We start from the raw sequence: 14,332 nt of genomic DNA on the forward strand, positions 1-14,332 counted from the left end.
CGTTTACTAAACAGGTATCTTGTTAACCGAGCGGCACACCTGTCGCCCCCCCCAGAAATGGAAAAGAACCATGAAACACTTACTTCGGCACAGACATATCAGCGTTCGGCATTTAGCCGCAGTGGCTGCTTTAACACTATCGGCCCTCGCAGGGACCGCAGCCGCGCAAACCGTGCTGCGCGGACTGCCAGATCATATCAACCCCAGCGCCCGCTACATTATCTACGTTCACGGACGCATTATCGAGCACGAAGGTCCAAAGGCGGTGTCGGAACGGTTTGGTCCTTATGAATTCGCAGAGATCACGGAAGGCCTTTCGGCACGGGGCCATGTCGTGATTGCAGAACTGCGCGACCCCGGTGGGCTGGATTATGTCGGCACGATTGTAGGGCATGTCCAAGCCTTGCAAGATGCTGGCGTCCCAGAGGAAAGCATCACGGTGGTTGGCTTCAGCAAAGGTGGATACATGACCCTTCGCGCGGCCCGACAGCTGAACGAGCCAGATGTCAACTACGCGATTCTCGCCGGTTGCATTGCCGAGGCCGTCTCAGGGGAAGATCTGTCTGGAGACGGTCTGGAGGGTCGCGTACTGTCGATGGCCGATACTGCGGATGACCTTGGTTTCCCATGTTCCCCGTTGTTTGACCGCAACCCGCAGCTCGACAGCCCTCTATCGATGGTCTTCCACGAAGGTTCAGGCCACGGGCTGTTCTATGCCGCTGATCCCTTGTGGATGCGGCCGTTGCTCGACTGGATCGATGCCGGTTCTCCTTAAAGAGGCCAATGCGCATGGCCGTTGGCAGACCGGCTTTGAGAGTGGCTTTTAATCCCAACAGAATGCGCTGTTGGGTCTATTGACTGGAATGAAAGATGAACAGAATTGCCAGATATCTGACGCACCCGCAGGTCGTGATAGATCAAACCATCCCGATACCTGAATGGGGGCTGTCGCGGGTCGGTCGTGACCGAACCGAGCACCTTGCATGCGCCTGCCCTTGGCCGAACACGACGCATATCGTGACCAGCACTGAACGGAAGGCACTTGAGACTGCCGCATCCCTCGCCGCAGCGTGGGCCTGTCCTGTGGACGTAAGACCGAACATGCATGAAAACGACCGGAGCGCGACCGGATTTCTTCCACCGACCGCGTTTGAGGCGGCGGCTGATTGCTTCTTTGCACGGCCAAATGAGAGCTTTCACGGCTGGGAGACGGCCAAGGATGCACAGGCGCGTATCCTGCGCGAGGTCATTGAGTTCCTGTGGCACCACAGCGGCCGAGATGTTCTGTTTGTCGGACATGGTGGTGTGGGCACGCTGCTCTACTGTGCGTTGGCCAAACGTCCGATCGACCGAAGATACGATCAAGCGAACGGCGGCGGTTACTGGTTTTCCTTTGACATCGACAGCCGACAGGTTCTCCATCACTGGCGGTCGATGGAGGCCGCTGCAGTGATGCGCAACGATACCCGATCGACACAAACACAGCGGCGGCACTCATGACACACCAACCGCATTCAGGCGGGTAGCTGTTATGGTTGACTAGATTACCCCCGGCACCGATATACTGGAGAGAGCAGGTGCGTTCTGTGACAGGCCGGAGGCGCAGTTCGGAGCAGAACGCTCCTGAACACTCGACTGCACGATCGCTTGGCGCAAATATCCAACAAAGCCGATGCTGTCTGTCACCACGTCAACCGACGGCAATGCCGCAGCACCTCGAAACGGCGGAATGGGGGCGTGGATCTGCAGAAACCCGCACTAATTGTGCGCAGTTTCGTAGACCTCGGCGCCGAAAGAACCGGCTTGGCCGAGGCGTTCGGCAGCCAGTTTTTCGGCGGAGCTTTGCGAGATTTTGACGGTAACAAGACCAGCGTTTGCGTCATACCGCAAAGCATTTCCACCCTTGCCTCAGATGAGCCGAATACAGCATAAATACCGGCGAATGCAGGCGGCAAGCAAAGCGTCACGAGATCAAAGCAATCGGAACGGCAACACGTATGAAGCTGTCGCTGCGGACGACGGGGCGGGCAGGAAAACCTTCGCTGCATCAGGTTCACTTGTTGGTTCGGCATCCAATCCTCCAAATTCCATTGAGGTCGCTGAGCGAACGCTTGAAGCGGAAGAGGGGCGGCGAGAAGCCATGGGCCGCCAAAATCAATCTCGATAAGGAAATAGGCAAGAATGTGTGCAACACAGAGTTCCTCAAGCGCCTTAATGCATCAGGATGAAGTCCTTTTGGTCCACGGACTGGGATGTCAGGGCACTGTTTGGGACCCGCTACGAGCCTACCTCGACGCGCGAGGGATGATATGTCACGCGCCGACCTTACTCAAAGCGCATCGGCCAAAGCGTCTGTCCGAGTTGAAAGCGCCTGCAAAGGGATTGGACGAATTCGTCTCGGAGGTCCGCTCATTATGCCGGGCGTCAACGTCGCGGACAGGCCGACCTCCTGTCGTAATTGGTCACTCCATGGGGGGGCTCATTGCGCAGATCGTGGCAGCGGAGGGTCTTTGCACAAAGGCAGTGTTCCTCGCCCCGGCACCGCCCAAGGCGATACCGAACCGATCACCTTGGATGCTTTGGTGTTTCGCAAATGTACTTTTTTCCGGAGACACAGCGCGGTTTCACAAAGCTTGGCGTCGTGGTGCGAGGGATGTGCTTCTCTACCCGCTTTCGAAACGTCGGCAAGATCGAGCATTGCGTGACATGGTTTACGAGCCCGGGCAGCTCTTTGCTGATATGACCAAGGGCATCGACATCGCGCCAGATAGCCTGCGCATCCCAACGCTGACCGTTGCTGCCGGTCGGGACCGCGCGGTGCCTGCGACGGTCGTGCGGCGGATTGCGGAGTACTATTCGGTGTCGCCCGTGCCTTCTACGTTTCGGATGTATCCACGAAGTGGCCATTGGCTCCTTGACGATCCGCACAGTGCGGAGCTGTACGGAGATCTGGCGGATTGGATAGAAGCTTCCAGTGCCACGGTGCCGAGTACTGTTTCGCTGTGACAAGATAATGCGGCATGTCCGGCCCGGCAGGCATGCCTGGGCCGGTTCACCCCAATCACAAAAGTGCCGCCAGAACTTTTGACGAGATTGACAGCAAGCGCCCGTCTAAACTCGGCTTACCGACCAATTGCGCACCCATTGGCAACCATTTGAGTCCCGCCCGATGGGAAGCGTGACCACAGGCCAGCCCAGCACTGTCACCGGCAGGGTTTTAAGCGTGATGTCAGTTATACGCGCTTGCATGTCATGCAGCAGGATTGCAGCGCGCTTTAACCGACGACTGCGAATGTAACCTGCCACAGTTTTGCCGGTGTAGGCTGCGAATTGCCGTTGGAAGTGATGATGCGTCATTCCGGCCTCACGCGCGAGGTCTGCGGTGCGCCAGGGTGCTGCAAGGTCCGCCTCAATCCTGTTACAGACCTGTGCGATGCGCGATGGTGCCGTCATGGTCATTGGATACTGCCTTTACGGTGCTGCGGCGCGCAAGCCCGCCACATCTCCGGCCTCGATGGCTGGAATAGCGTTCTCGATCGCCTTCGTCGGCCAGTCCCACCAGCGAAGCCCAAGCAGCGTTTCGATATCCTGCTCGGTGTAGCGCATGCGGATAACCTCCGCCGGGTTGCCGCCAACGATGGCATAGTCAGGGATTTTTCCGCGGACAACTGCATTTGCGGCTACGATAACGCCGTTTCCAAGTTCTGCGCCGGGCAAGAGTGTCGCGCGACGTCCAATCCAGCAATCATTGCCGACGATCGTGTCGTGCCCGCGAGGAAGGTCCGATCGGTAGCTTGCGAACCGAGGGGGATCAAAAATTGCAAAAGGGTAGGTTGAGACACCGGACATCGGATGGTTTGCGGTCGCCGTGATGAACTCTACACCCTGCGCGATCTGGCAAAAACGCCCGATGATAAGGCGTTCGGGGGCCCCCTGAAACAGATAAGGTGCAAGAGTTTCCGCATAGTCCTGGGGCAGGCGTCGGTCATGATAATATGTCCAGTCACCGATCTCGATATTGGGATGATCGATGACCTGATTGAGAAAGACGGTTGCAGGATCGTGTGACCCGTCAGGAAAGAGGAGGGGGTTTCGACGTTTCGGGTCTGGCAGAGCAAATGGCATTCGATTTCTCCTTTTCGGACGTACGGTTTCAGAACCGCGTATAGTCAAGGTAATCAGTGTCTTGTTTGATGGTTCTCAATTCAAGAAAGCGGGGCGGTTTGATCTGACACGGTGCCGATAGTTGCTATTTGCCTCATGGAAAGGGCACTTTCGCAGGGCCGGACGGGCCTCCAACCGGTTGGCTCAGGCCGTTTGCTTTGCAGGGATATCCCAAACCTCCGAGACCTTTCCGTCGAGAATGCGCCAAACCACGACCACATCAAACTCCATTACTTTTTCACCTTTTCCAAGTTGGTTGCGGCTATGCACTACCACAAGCTCGTCTCCAACAGCCTGAACGGCATGCGGCTGAATCACAAAATTCCCTTCGCCGTAACTACGGACCTTCTGGAAGAAATCGGCAATTCCAGCCATACCTTTGTAAGATCCTGCCAATTCCGGCGCGTCGGGGTTGAAAAAATGCCAAACGACGTCTGAATGAAACACGTCCGCACTGGCGATCATGTCAGCCGTGTCGATCCTTGCGATAACGTCGATGTTTGGATGAGTGCCTTTCATGTCGCGTTTGCCTTGGTCTGTTTCAATCTGCCTGTGTTGTTGCAAATGCCCAAGGTGCGTGTCTCGTGGTGCTTTGAACGCCGTCCAATCGGGGTGAGTTGAGGCGGAAGCAGATATCCCTCAATGATGCCGCAGGCGCGCGCGGGATCGTTGAGTCACCATCTGGGTTCCAATCTATTGCGACATGAGCCTTCATCTGCGCGCAATCATCCGGTAGGGGCACGATATCACCCCGTTCGACCGTAATGCGCCAGATCGAACTCAGATAATTCTCCAGATCGAAAATCATTTTATTCTTGCCACGATTTGTTCTCACCAAAGCACCACCGCATACTTAATTGAGCATATGCTCAACTCGGTTGAGAATGTCAATGTGCTGCTTGAGGATCGGAGCTAATGGCTTTGCTGGTGCAGGTATCTTGCCATGGTTGATTGATGCTGCGGTCTCTATTTCCCGGTCGCGGATAGCGAGAGCAGACGCGTGGAGTCTGGCTGCTGCACTACGGCTTCTCCTTTCTGACAATAGCCCTTGTCCTCCAACGGTCCCTTTATGCCGTTTGGTCTTTTGGGCTCAGATGGAACATATCGCTCTGCTCAAGCAACACGTTTCGAGCACAGAGGGACTGGCGCCGCGTTGGGTCGTCTTACTAGCCGTCGCCATTGGTTTTTACGTTTTGCAGAGCTTCTCGTTCTCTCTGGATCGCAAGACCAAATTCGGCCAGTACTTGATATCCTTTTGGTTTTGGTCGTTGTCGTCTCTCTCGCTCTATTTGGAATGCATCCTTCAAGCGAGTTGGATCAAGTCACCAAGGAATGGACACATATCAACGTGCGGCAGGGCAAGACGTACGAAAAGAGTGCACTGGGGTGCCTTTTCTATGAGTATTTGGCCGTTAGTCCAGCGTCACAAGCCGGGTCCGCAGCATATTGAGGGTTTTTTCCGCAGCAGTGGTATCCGCAGACAATACACCGCGCGTGACGATCTCTACTTCAAATCCGCGCTGGCGTGCGGCCAGCGCGGTCTTGGCCACACAGTAATTGGTATCAAGCCCAACAATACGGAGCTTTCCAACGTCCAAACCCACGAGAAGCTTGTCTAACTCACCGGTCTCGAACGCGTCCTGAACGCGTTTTACAAGGACGTGGTCGGCAAGATCGCTGAAAGGGCTGGCGATTTCAGTGCCCGGTGTCCCTGCGACCGCCTGACCCTTCATCAAAAGCCTTGCAATGGCCTGCGTTGACGGGATTGACCATTCCTGCCTGACAGCAATGATTGGAATGCGATTTGTCTTGGCAGCCTCAGCTTCTGATAGAATGGTCGCTTTGGCCTTTGTTTTCACGCTCTCGCCAAAAATCCCGGACGCCCAGAACACGGTTTGCAGATCAATCATCAACAGCGCCGTGCCGGGTCGCGGTCCGATTGGGTCTCCTGAACTAATCTTTCCGATCTTCCGAATCCCGTTAGCAAACCAAAGTGCAGGGGCAAGAACCATTAAAGCGGGTAGTAGCCAACTCATTTTCGGGGTTCTCCTGTGTTGGATTTAAGTCGTTCAATCAACGTTGAGGTCACAACGAGAGCTGTTTCAATATCGGTGCTTTTGAGGTGTTCAGCCATCGCGCGGACCAACTCCATCTCGTTGCAAACAACCTTCTCGATCAATGCACGACCCTTTTGCGTCAGCGCGATCTTGGTTGACGTTTTATGACGTGGATTCGCTTGTTTGATTGTCAGCTTCTCTGCAAGGGTTTCGTTGACCATCAACTGGACATACTGTCGGTTTATCTCCAGCGCGCGCGCGATATCGGGGACCGTCGCCTCACCATGCGTGGAGAGAATTTCAAGAATTGCGCGCGTTCTGACCGTCAGCCCGGTACCGTCCAGACCGCGCTCGACAACGGCTTCCGCAGCCTGCATCAGCGGGCGCGATAGCCATATCAGCCTGTAGAGTTGTTCATCTTTATCCATGACATGTATAATGTCAAAGTGACAACATACATGTCAATATGGGGTGCGCTTGGACGTAGCAAAAACTGTCTGCCGTCAACGCTTGCTGAAAGCCGTGCCTTCTCAGTGATAACTGCTCTGGCGACATCTATGGCGACTTGGTCAAGTGGTTCCAGTTCCATGTCTTCCACATCAATAAGGGCAAGTTTTCTGGTTTCTGGTGTCGCTGCACAGCCAGACGCAGCGGCAAGGCTTGCACCCAGCAAAGGGCTTTCAGTTTCATACTACGCTGCAGGTTCATTCTTTTCGTCGAGCAATGGAGGTGCATATCCATGGCCCAACGGTTTCATGAAACCTGTGGCACGTGTGCGGCCGAGACTCCCAAAAGCCTCAGCCAACTCTGTTGCCTTGGCTCCAGACGCCGCGGAGCAGAGGCGTTTGCTCGATTTTGCGCACACGCAAGACATCACCGCGCAAACCTGTTTTCAAAGCACCACGGTCTTGCAACCGCACGGCGTCTGCGGGGTTACTGGTCACTGTTGCAATGGCGCGGGGCAGATCATTCCAGATATCTGCAAGGCGGAAGGCAGACAGAAGCAGCGCCGAGGGCACATAGTCTGACGAGACAATGTCGAGAAGATCGGCTCTTGCGAGATCTTCTGCCGCGACATTTCCAGAATGCGATCCGCCGCGGATCAGGTTGGGTGCGCCCATCATGACGGCAATGCCGTTGACGCGACAGGCTTTGGCGGCCTCAACCGTCGTGGGAAACTCGGCAAAACCCACGCCGTTTCCCGCGGAGGTTTCGACATGATCGGCCGTGGTATCATCGTGGCTGGCCAGAACTGCACCAAGGCGGCGGGCCTCTTTCACTGCACCCGCCTCGTGTTTTGCCCCGAGGCGTTTTTGCAAAGCCAAAAGGGTCTCAACATGTTCGGCAAATTCCGCGTCGTTCATCCCGCGTTTCTTGGCGACATAGGTTTTCAGCGCCGTCAGGTCACGAAACTGGCGCTGGCCCGGGGTGTGATCCATCAGGCTGACGATGCCGACCCTGTCTGAGGGTCCGAACGCCGCCAATTCTTCAAGCAGCGTCTCTGAACAGATTTCAGCCCGCAGATGCAGGAAATGACTGATCTTGAAATACCCTTGCGCGCGCGCTGCGAGGAGTTCATCCGCAAGCTTTCGGGCGTAGTCGGTGTAGCGACCCTTGCCGCTGTGGATGGAGCCCACCCGCATGGCGTCAAATACCGTCGTGATACCGGTGGACGCCAGTTCTGCATCATGCGCGATCAGGGCGGGCAAATGTGGCCAGTCCACCTCCGGGCGCGGTTCGATATGGCGTTCGACATTGTCTGTATGCAGTTCGACAAGACCGGGAAGAACGAGATCACTGGCACAATCCACGGCACCGGTCGGGACATGATCCCCCTCAGTAATGTCGCAAATGACGCCTTGTTCGATTGTCACCGCACCGGTAAGCACTTGATCTTGCAAAACAAGCTGCGCATTGGCGAGACATAGATCGCTTGACACACCATTGTCACAAGCCTTTGTCAAAGAGGACGTGGAAAAAGGGGAATTCATGTCATGCTCTCGATTTGCAATTTATTGTGTGCCGCCGACTGGGCCCTTGGCTGATTTCGGCGCATCTTGGTTCGGATAGGATGTAGCGCAGGGCCGTGAGACACCCCAGCCGGATATGCCGGGTTTTGAATGACATCACGATGACACCGCGCAACGACGCGTTTCAATCAGCCCTTGCGTCTGGCTTACGGGCATGACGTTCTGGAACAGATCGCCTTGTGCGGTGAGTGGGAAGATGGCCGGTTTGAGGGGGTCCATCGCTACACACTCACTGGCTGAAGCAGGTCCGCCGCCCGGGCGATGGTCTGGGACAGCGGGCCATCGTTGGCGAGGTGGATCACCTCGAGCCCGGCGGGCAAGGGTTTGTCAGCCTCGGCAAGGCGTTTGCTGATCTCCTCTTCCGTCTCACGGGCCCGTGCGGCCAAACGCTGCGCAAGCGTTTCCGGTTTCGCGGTGATGTTGAGAACGACGAGCCGTGGAAACATCCCGCCCGCTTGGGCCAAAGCTTTGCGGGAGAAATTAACAAGGCAATCGGTGCCCTGTCCAAGGTGGTGCTTGACGGTGACCGGAATGCCGTAATGCAGACCATGCGCGCCCCAATGCAGCGCAAAAGCGCCATCTTCAACCATGGTTTCAAATTGCGCCACGCTCGCCGCGTCGTAGTCTTCGCCGCCAAGACCGGGCGCCCGGGTGATAACGCGGCGCACCACATGTAAACTGGGGATGGCGCGGCGCATGCCTGCCATAACGCTGTCCTTGCCGACACCCGATGGGCCGACAACCGCGATGAGGCGTCCCCCGGACGTTGCGTTCCGCGTCATGCCGCCATTCCGGGGGTAAAGCGGCCGACATCAATTTCGCGATCACAAACGCGGGCACGGGCGGCCTCATCATGGAAAATACCGATGATGGCCGCGCCGCGCGCTTTGGCCTCTTCGATCAGGGAGAGCACCACCTCGCGGTTTGCAGCGTCGAGGCTCGCGGTGGGTTCATCAAGCAGCATCGCAGGGTAGGCATGGGCAAAACCACGGGCAATATTCACGCGCTGTTGCTCGCCGCCCGAAAAGGTTGTGGGGGAAAGGGACCACAGTCTTTCGGGGATGTTCAGTTGGGTCAGAAGCGCCGATGCACGGTTCTGCGCTTCATCTGTCGATACGCCCAAAGCGCGCAGCGGCTCTGCCACGACATCGAGCGTTGGGACACGCGGCACCACACGCAGAAACTGGCTTACATAGCCCAGCACGTCACGGCGCAATTTGATAATGTCGCGCGGCTCAGAGCGAACAATGTCCAAACCGCCAATGCGAATTTCACCTGCCTGCGTCAGGTAATTGCCGTAGATCATCCGCATCAGCGTGGATTTACCCGCACCAGAGGCTCCGGTGAGCGCCACGCATTCCCCCGGGGCAACCGCGAAGGACACATCGTTGATCACCTCAATCACAGCACTTCCCTGATTATGCAGGGTAAAAGTTTTGGAAACGTCTTTGAGTTCAATCATGGCTCATACCTGTAAAACGGAACTGACAAGAAGCTGGCTATAGGCGTGCTGCGGATCGTCCAGCACCTGATCGGTCAGGCCCGCCTCGACAACGTGACCGGACTTCATGACCATCAGGCGGTCCGCCAGCAGGCGCACGACAGCCAGATCATGAGTTACAATGATCGCTGACAGCCCCATGTCGCGCACGAGACCGCGCAGCAAGTCCAGCAGGCGCGCCTGAACCGACACATCAAGGCCGCCTGTGGGTTCATCCATGAACACAAGACGCGGGCCCGTCACCAGATTGCGCGCGATCTGCAGGCGTTGCTGCATCCCGCCAGAGAAGGTCGTGGGCCGGTCATCCACACGGGATGCATCGATCTCGACCCGGCCCAGCCAGTCCGTGGCTTTGTCGCGGATGTCGCCGTAGTGGCGTTCGCCCACAGCCATCAACCGCTCGCCCACATTGCCACCCGCACTCACGCCCATGCGCAGCCCGTCGCGGGCGTGTTGGTGGACAAAGGCCCAATCGGTGCGCCCCAGCATGCGCCGTTCGGGTTCGGACATGGTGATGGTGTCGCGCGGGCCGTTGGTGCGGGTGTCGAACACCACCTGTCCGGCATCGGGGACCAAATGTCCTGCCATGCAATTGAGCAAGGTGGATTTCCCCGATCCGCTTTCGCCAACAATCCCCATAACCTCACCGGGATAGAGGTCAAACGAAACATCCGCGCACCCGATATGAGTGCCGTATCGCTTGGTAATGCCCTGAACGGATAGCAAAGGTGTCATGCTGCGTCCTTTCCGCCATTTTCTTTACCGATGTGGCCCGCGGCGCGGCGCGCTTCACAGTAATCAGTGTCAGAGCAGACAAACATCCGCCCCCCTGCGTCATCCATGATCAACTCATCGAGATAGCTGTCGGTTGCACCACACATGCCGCAGGGGTGATCGGCCTTGGACGCCTCGAACGGGTGATCCTCAAAGTCGAGGCTGACCACTTGGGTATAGGGCGGTAGCGCATAAATACGTTGCTCGCGCCCCGCGCCAAAAAGCTGAATTGCGGCCATATTGCCCAGTTTGGGGTTGTCGAATTTGGGGATCGGCGAGGGGTCCATCACATAGCGCCCCTCGACCCTCACCGGATAGGCGTAAGAGGTCGCAATATGGCCGTGACGGCTGATATCTTCGTAAAGTTTCACATGCATCAGTCCATATTCTTCAAGGCTGTGCATCTTACGTGTCTCGCTTTCACGGGGTTCAAGAAAACGCAGCGGTTCGGGGATCGGCACCTGATAAACAAGGATCTGACCCTCGTGCAGTGGCTCTTCGGGGATGCGGTGCCGGGTCTGGATCACGGTGGCGTCACGTGTCGCAGTGGTCGTCGCAACTCCTGCAGTGCGTTGAAAGAAGGTCCGTATTGAAACCGCGTTTGTGGTGTCATCGGCCCCTTGGTCAATCACCTTGAACCTGTCCTCGGGCGTGAGTACCGCAGCAGAGACCTGCACACCGCCCGTTCCCCAACCGTATGGCATCGGCATTTCGCGCGAGGCGAAAGGGACCTGATAGCCGGGGATCGCCAGCCCCTTGAGGATCGCACGGCGGATCATGCGCTTGGTTTGTTCATCTAAGTAAGCGAAGTTATACTCGGTCATTCCGCTGCCTCCTGCATCTGTTGCGCACCCGCTTCGCGGCGCAGCTTGCGCACCAGTTCCAGTTCAGATTGAAAGTCGACGTAATGGGGCAGTTTGATATGCTCCAGAAACCCCGTCGCCTGAATATTGTCGGCGTGATAGAGCACGAATTCCGCGTCCTGTGCGGGTGCACCGACGTTATCCTCGCCCAATTCTTCCCAGCGTAGCGCGCGGTCTACCAAGGCCATGGAGATCGCCTTGCGCTCGGTCTGGCCAAAAACCAGCCCGTAGCCGCGGGTGAATTGCGGAGGTTCGGTTTTCGATCCGGTGAACTGGTTGACAGTTTCGCATTCGGTCAGGGTCACCTCTGCGATCTCAACGGCAAATCCCAGTTCGGGAATGTCCATCTCAACCGGAACGGACCCGATCCGCAACTCGCCCACAAAGGCATGGTTGCGCCCATAGCCGCGCTGTGTGGAGTAGGCGAGGCCGAGGGTAAAACCTTCGTCCGCGCGGGTCAGCGCCTGCAGTCGCAGGGCGCGGTCGGCAGGCATCTCAAGCGGTTCGCGGGTCAGGTCGGGGGGCGGTGTGTCGTCATGAGGGGCCTCTTCGATCAGCCCTTCGCGGTTCAGGAATTCGGTGACATGCGGGACATTGCCCGGCTCGGCGTCACGGGAGGGCGCATCGGCCACTTCACCATCTGCGGCCAGTTTGAAATCGAGCAAACGGTGCGTGTAATCAAAGGTCGGACCCAAGACCTGCCCACCCGGCAAGTCCTTGAACGTGGCCGAGATGCGGCGATCACAGGCCATAGCGCCGGTATCGACAGGCTCGGACGCCCCAAAGCGTGGCAGCGTGGTGCGATAGGCGCGAATGAGGAAGATCGCTTCGATCAGATCGCCGCGCGCCTGTTTGATCGCGAGTGCCGCAAGGTCCGGATCATAAAGCGACCCTTCGGCCATGACACGATTGACGGCAAGACTGAGTTGCGCGCGGATTTGCGCGATGCTGAGTTCCGCAATATCCGTGTCACCGCGGCGTTCTTCGGCGAGCCAGGCATGGGCATTCTCGATTGCCCGCTCTCCGCCTTTGACTGCTACATACATGTCAGGATGCTCCTGCGTGCGCGCGCGCTGGAACACTTGAGCGCGAAACTTCGGTTGAGCGGGGCAAGGCCGCGAGGCGTTCGCCACAGGTATAAATGAAATCCAGCCCCAGCGGGAATAGGGTTCGGTTGGCCTGAAACGCCTCCACTTCCGGCAAGGAAAGCGCGGCGTGATCCTTGATACCGGGACCGCTCAGTGTTGCACCTGAGGTGACAAGCGCGTCGCATTCGACGATCAGCGTGGCCGAGCGGTCAGGATACTCGGACGTGCCGATCGGATAGACCGCAAGCGGCACCAGCGCGTCCCATGTGCCCACCGCAAACATGCAATGCGCGGGGCCAACAAACGGGGCGCCTGTGTGAAAGGACAGCCACGCCCGCACTACATCACAATCCATGTCGCCCGCCAGATAAATTGGTGTTTCCGTATCGCAGAGCGTCAGCAGAACAGCGCCCATCGCGGGCGACACAGGGGCAGGGGGTGCGGCCCCTTCGATATCCTGAAGGGTGCCCGGACGCGCCATGGCCTCCATCACACTGCGAAAGGCGTGGGCTGACTGGGTGGCCGGATCGGTAAAGCCGCCGGACAGGGTGTTTGCCTGCATCAGTCTTCTCCCCGGGTCATGGTAAAGAAATCAACCTTGGTTGCGGCCGCCTTGGCGGCGCGGGCGGCTTTCATGGCGGTCATTTCTGCTTCCAGAGGCTCAAGAACCGTCTCGCGCAGCCTGCTCGCCATTGGGGTCTGCATAAGCGCATCAACCAGCGCGGCGACCTCAGCATCTGCTTTGCGCCGCCCCTGAATATAGCTGTGTCCGACTTCGCCGGTCTCCAACGTCAGTGCGCAGCGGGTTATGGTCATCTCGCCCAGATTGAAGGGCGCACCGGTGGCACCAGCGCGCGCGCGCACCATCGTGCTGCCAATCTCCGGTGCGCGCAGCCATGTGAAAGCAGGGCGCGATATTTCAGCATCCAACAGGGCGGCCACACGGCCTTCGGACGCTTTTGCCAGCAGGCCCATCCACGCCTTGCGGGGATTATTTTCGCTTACAGTGTCTTTCATCTCGACAACTTGTCTCTTTCCTATACAACTATACATATCTTATCATATCCCCACCTTTATGACAGAAGAGATTTGTGAATTTTGCGTGACAGCTCCGACAAAACTCCGATCTGGAAGGCCATCGCGGGCGCCTTGCGCAGCGACTTGGCCGACGGGCGCTATAAAACGGGCGATAAGCTACCAACCGAGGCCGCGCTGGCAGAGCGTTTTGGCGTGAACCGCCACACGGTGCGCCACGGGATATCCGCATTGGTTGAGGAAGGGCTGGTGCGGACCCGGCGCGGTGCAGGGGCCTTTGTCGCGGCCACGCCAACCGACTATCCCATCGGCAAGCGGGTGCGTTTCCACGAAAACCTGATCGCAGCAGGACGCAGGCCAGAAAAGCGCGTGCTCGCGTTGGACGAGCGCGCTGCAACCATTGGTGAGGCGCAGGCGTTGCAGATTGAGGCAGGCGATCCGGTCTGTGCCTATCATGGGCTTTCACTGGCTGATGGTCAGCCGATTGCTGTATTTGAAAGCCTGTTTCCGCTAACGCGCCTTTTGGGGATCACCGCTGCGTTGAAGGACACAAGCAGCGTCACGCAAGCATTAGGCGTTGTGGGCATCGACGACTATACACGTGCCTCAACCCGCCTGACGGCCGTGCGCGCCATGCCAACCCACGCGCTGCTCTTGGATGTTGCCGAAGGCGATCCGCTGCTGAAATCCTCCGGTGTAAATCAATGCGCGCGCGGGCAACCCGTCGAATACGGCCGCACCTGGTTTGCAGGAGACCGGGTAACGCTCACGCTTGAAACCTGAAGATTAATCATCCCGCCGGACACTGGCTCGCCGGTTG

The 14,332-nt window shown here is 57.7% G+C and carries 17 protein-coding genes; 4 read left to right on the top strand and 13 right to left on the bottom strand.

The features are described from left to right. Positions 1 to 121: 121 nt before the first annotated feature. The 3 genes from RLO149_RS08085 (at position 122) to RLO149_RS08100 (ending at position 3,006) form a co-directional block, all read left to right on the top strand. Entirely contained in the window at positions 122 to 775 is a 654-nt protein-coding gene (locus RLO149_RS08085) for an alpha/beta hydrolase family protein (RefSeq protein WP_148264325.1), read from the top strand. 95 nt (positions 776 to 870) lie between these two features. Then, positions 871 to 1,500, top strand: a complete 630-nt coding sequence (locus tag RLO149_RS08090; protein WP_013961591.1) for a histidine phosphatase family protein — start codon at positions 871 to 873, stop codon at positions 1,498 to 1,500. Between the two features lie 714 nt (positions 1,501 to 2,214). Continuing rightward, positions 2,215 to 3,006, top strand: coding sequence for an alpha/beta hydrolase (locus RLO149_RS08100; protein ID WP_158308142.1), 792 nt, complete (start codon positions 2,215 to 2,217; stop codon positions 3,004 to 3,006). A 105-nt stretch (positions 3,007 to 3,111) separates the two neighbouring features. Here RLO149_RS08100 and RLO149_RS22875 read toward each other — a convergent pair whose 3' ends face one another. From RLO149_RS22875 to phnG, 13 genes are all read right to left on the bottom strand, one after another. Beyond that, the gene (locus RLO149_RS22875; protein WP_013961594.1) at positions 3,112 to 3,459 is read right to left on the bottom strand and encodes a helix-turn-helix domain-containing protein; all 348 of its coding nucleotides are present in this window, start codon (positions 3,457 to 3,459) and stop codon (positions 3,112 to 3,114) included. Positions 3,460 to 3,471: 12 nt separating this feature from the next. Continuing rightward, positions 3,472 to 4,125, bottom strand: coding sequence for a CatB-related O-acetyltransferase (locus tag RLO149_RS08110; protein ID WP_013961595.1), 654 nt, complete (start codon positions 4,123 to 4,125; stop codon positions 3,472 to 3,474). 183 nt (positions 4,126 to 4,308) lie between these two features. Beyond that, on the bottom strand, positions 4,309 to 4,683 hold the full coding sequence (locus RLO149_RS08115; protein WP_013961596.1) for a nuclear transport factor 2 family protein: 375 nt from the start codon (positions 4,681 to 4,683) through the stop codon (positions 4,309 to 4,311). 893 nt (positions 4,684 to 5,576) lie between these two features. Then, positions 5,577 to 6,074 carry a cysteine hydrolase family protein gene (locus tag RLO149_RS08125; protein WP_245538140.1) on the bottom strand — a complete coding sequence of 166 codons (498 nt, stop codon included), beginning with the start codon at positions 6,072 to 6,074 and terminating at the stop codon, positions 5,577 to 5,579. A 122-nt stretch (positions 6,075 to 6,196) separates the two neighbouring features. Then, entirely contained in the window at positions 6,197 to 6,649 is a 453-nt protein-coding gene (locus RLO149_RS08130) for a MarR family winged helix-turn-helix transcriptional regulator (protein ID WP_013961600.1), read from the bottom strand. A gap of 369 nt (positions 6,650 to 7,018) precedes the next feature. Next, a complete protein-coding gene (locus RLO149_RS08140) occupies positions 7,019 to 8,212 on the bottom strand; it encodes an alpha-D-ribose 1-methylphosphonate 5-triphosphate diphosphatase (RefSeq protein WP_013961602.1) in 1,194 nt (397 codons plus the stop codon). 260 nt (positions 8,213 to 8,472) lie between these two features. Further along, complete coding sequence (phnN, locus tag RLO149_RS08145) at positions 8,473 to 9,033, bottom strand: phosphonate metabolism protein/1,5-bisphosphokinase (PRPP-forming) PhnN (RefSeq protein WP_013961603.1); 561 nt, start codon at positions 9,031 to 9,033, stop codon at positions 8,473 to 8,475. Further along, entirely contained in the window at positions 9,030 to 9,713 is a 684-nt protein-coding gene (phnL, locus tag RLO149_RS08150) for a phosphonate C-P lyase system protein PhnL (protein WP_013961604.1), read from the bottom strand. The genes phnN and phnL overlap by 4 nt, the downstream gene beginning before the upstream one ends. Before the next feature lie 3 nt (positions 9,714 to 9,716). After that, the gene (phnK, locus tag RLO149_RS08155; protein WP_013961605.1) at positions 9,717 to 10,487 is read right to left on the bottom strand and encodes a phosphonate C-P lyase system protein PhnK; all 771 of its coding nucleotides are present in this window, start codon (positions 10,485 to 10,487) and stop codon (positions 9,717 to 9,719) included. Continuing rightward, on the bottom strand, positions 10,484 to 11,350 hold the full coding sequence (locus RLO149_RS08160) for an alpha-D-ribose 1-methylphosphonate 5-phosphate C-P-lyase PhnJ (RefSeq protein WP_013961606.1): 867 nt from the start codon (positions 11,348 to 11,350) through the stop codon (positions 10,484 to 10,486). Before RLO149_RS08160 ends, phnK begins: the two co-directional genes overlap by 4 nt. Then, complete coding sequence (locus RLO149_RS08165; RefSeq protein ID WP_013961607.1) at positions 11,347 to 12,435, bottom strand: carbon-phosphorus lyase complex subunit; 1,089 nt, start codon at positions 12,433 to 12,435, stop codon at positions 11,347 to 11,349. The genes RLO149_RS08160 and RLO149_RS08165 overlap by 4 nt, the downstream gene beginning before the upstream one ends. Before the next feature lies 1 nt (position 12,436). Continuing rightward, a complete protein-coding gene (gene phnH, locus RLO149_RS08170; RefSeq protein ID WP_013961608.1) occupies positions 12,437 to 13,039 on the bottom strand; it encodes a phosphonate C-P lyase system protein PhnH in 603 nt (200 codons plus the stop codon). Beyond that, complete coding sequence (phnG, locus tag RLO149_RS08175) at positions 13,039 to 13,494, bottom strand: phosphonate C-P lyase system protein PhnG (RefSeq protein WP_013961609.1); 456 nt, start codon at positions 13,492 to 13,494, stop codon at positions 13,039 to 13,041. The genes phnH and phnG overlap by 1 nt, the downstream gene beginning before the upstream one ends. An 81-nt stretch (positions 13,495 to 13,575) precedes the next feature. Between phnG and phnF the strand changes: the two genes are divergently transcribed. Next, on the top strand, positions 13,576 to 14,295 hold the full coding sequence (phnF, locus tag RLO149_RS08180) for a phosphonate metabolism transcriptional regulator PhnF (RefSeq protein WP_013961610.1): 720 nt from the start codon (positions 13,576 to 13,578) through the stop codon (positions 14,293 to 14,295). Positions 14,296 to 14,332: the final 37 nt, after the last annotated feature.

Source organism: Roseobacter litoralis Och 149 (assembly GCF_000154785.2).
Lineage (GTDB): Bacteria > Pseudomonadota > Alphaproteobacteria > Rhodobacterales > Rhodobacteraceae > Roseobacter > Roseobacter litoralis.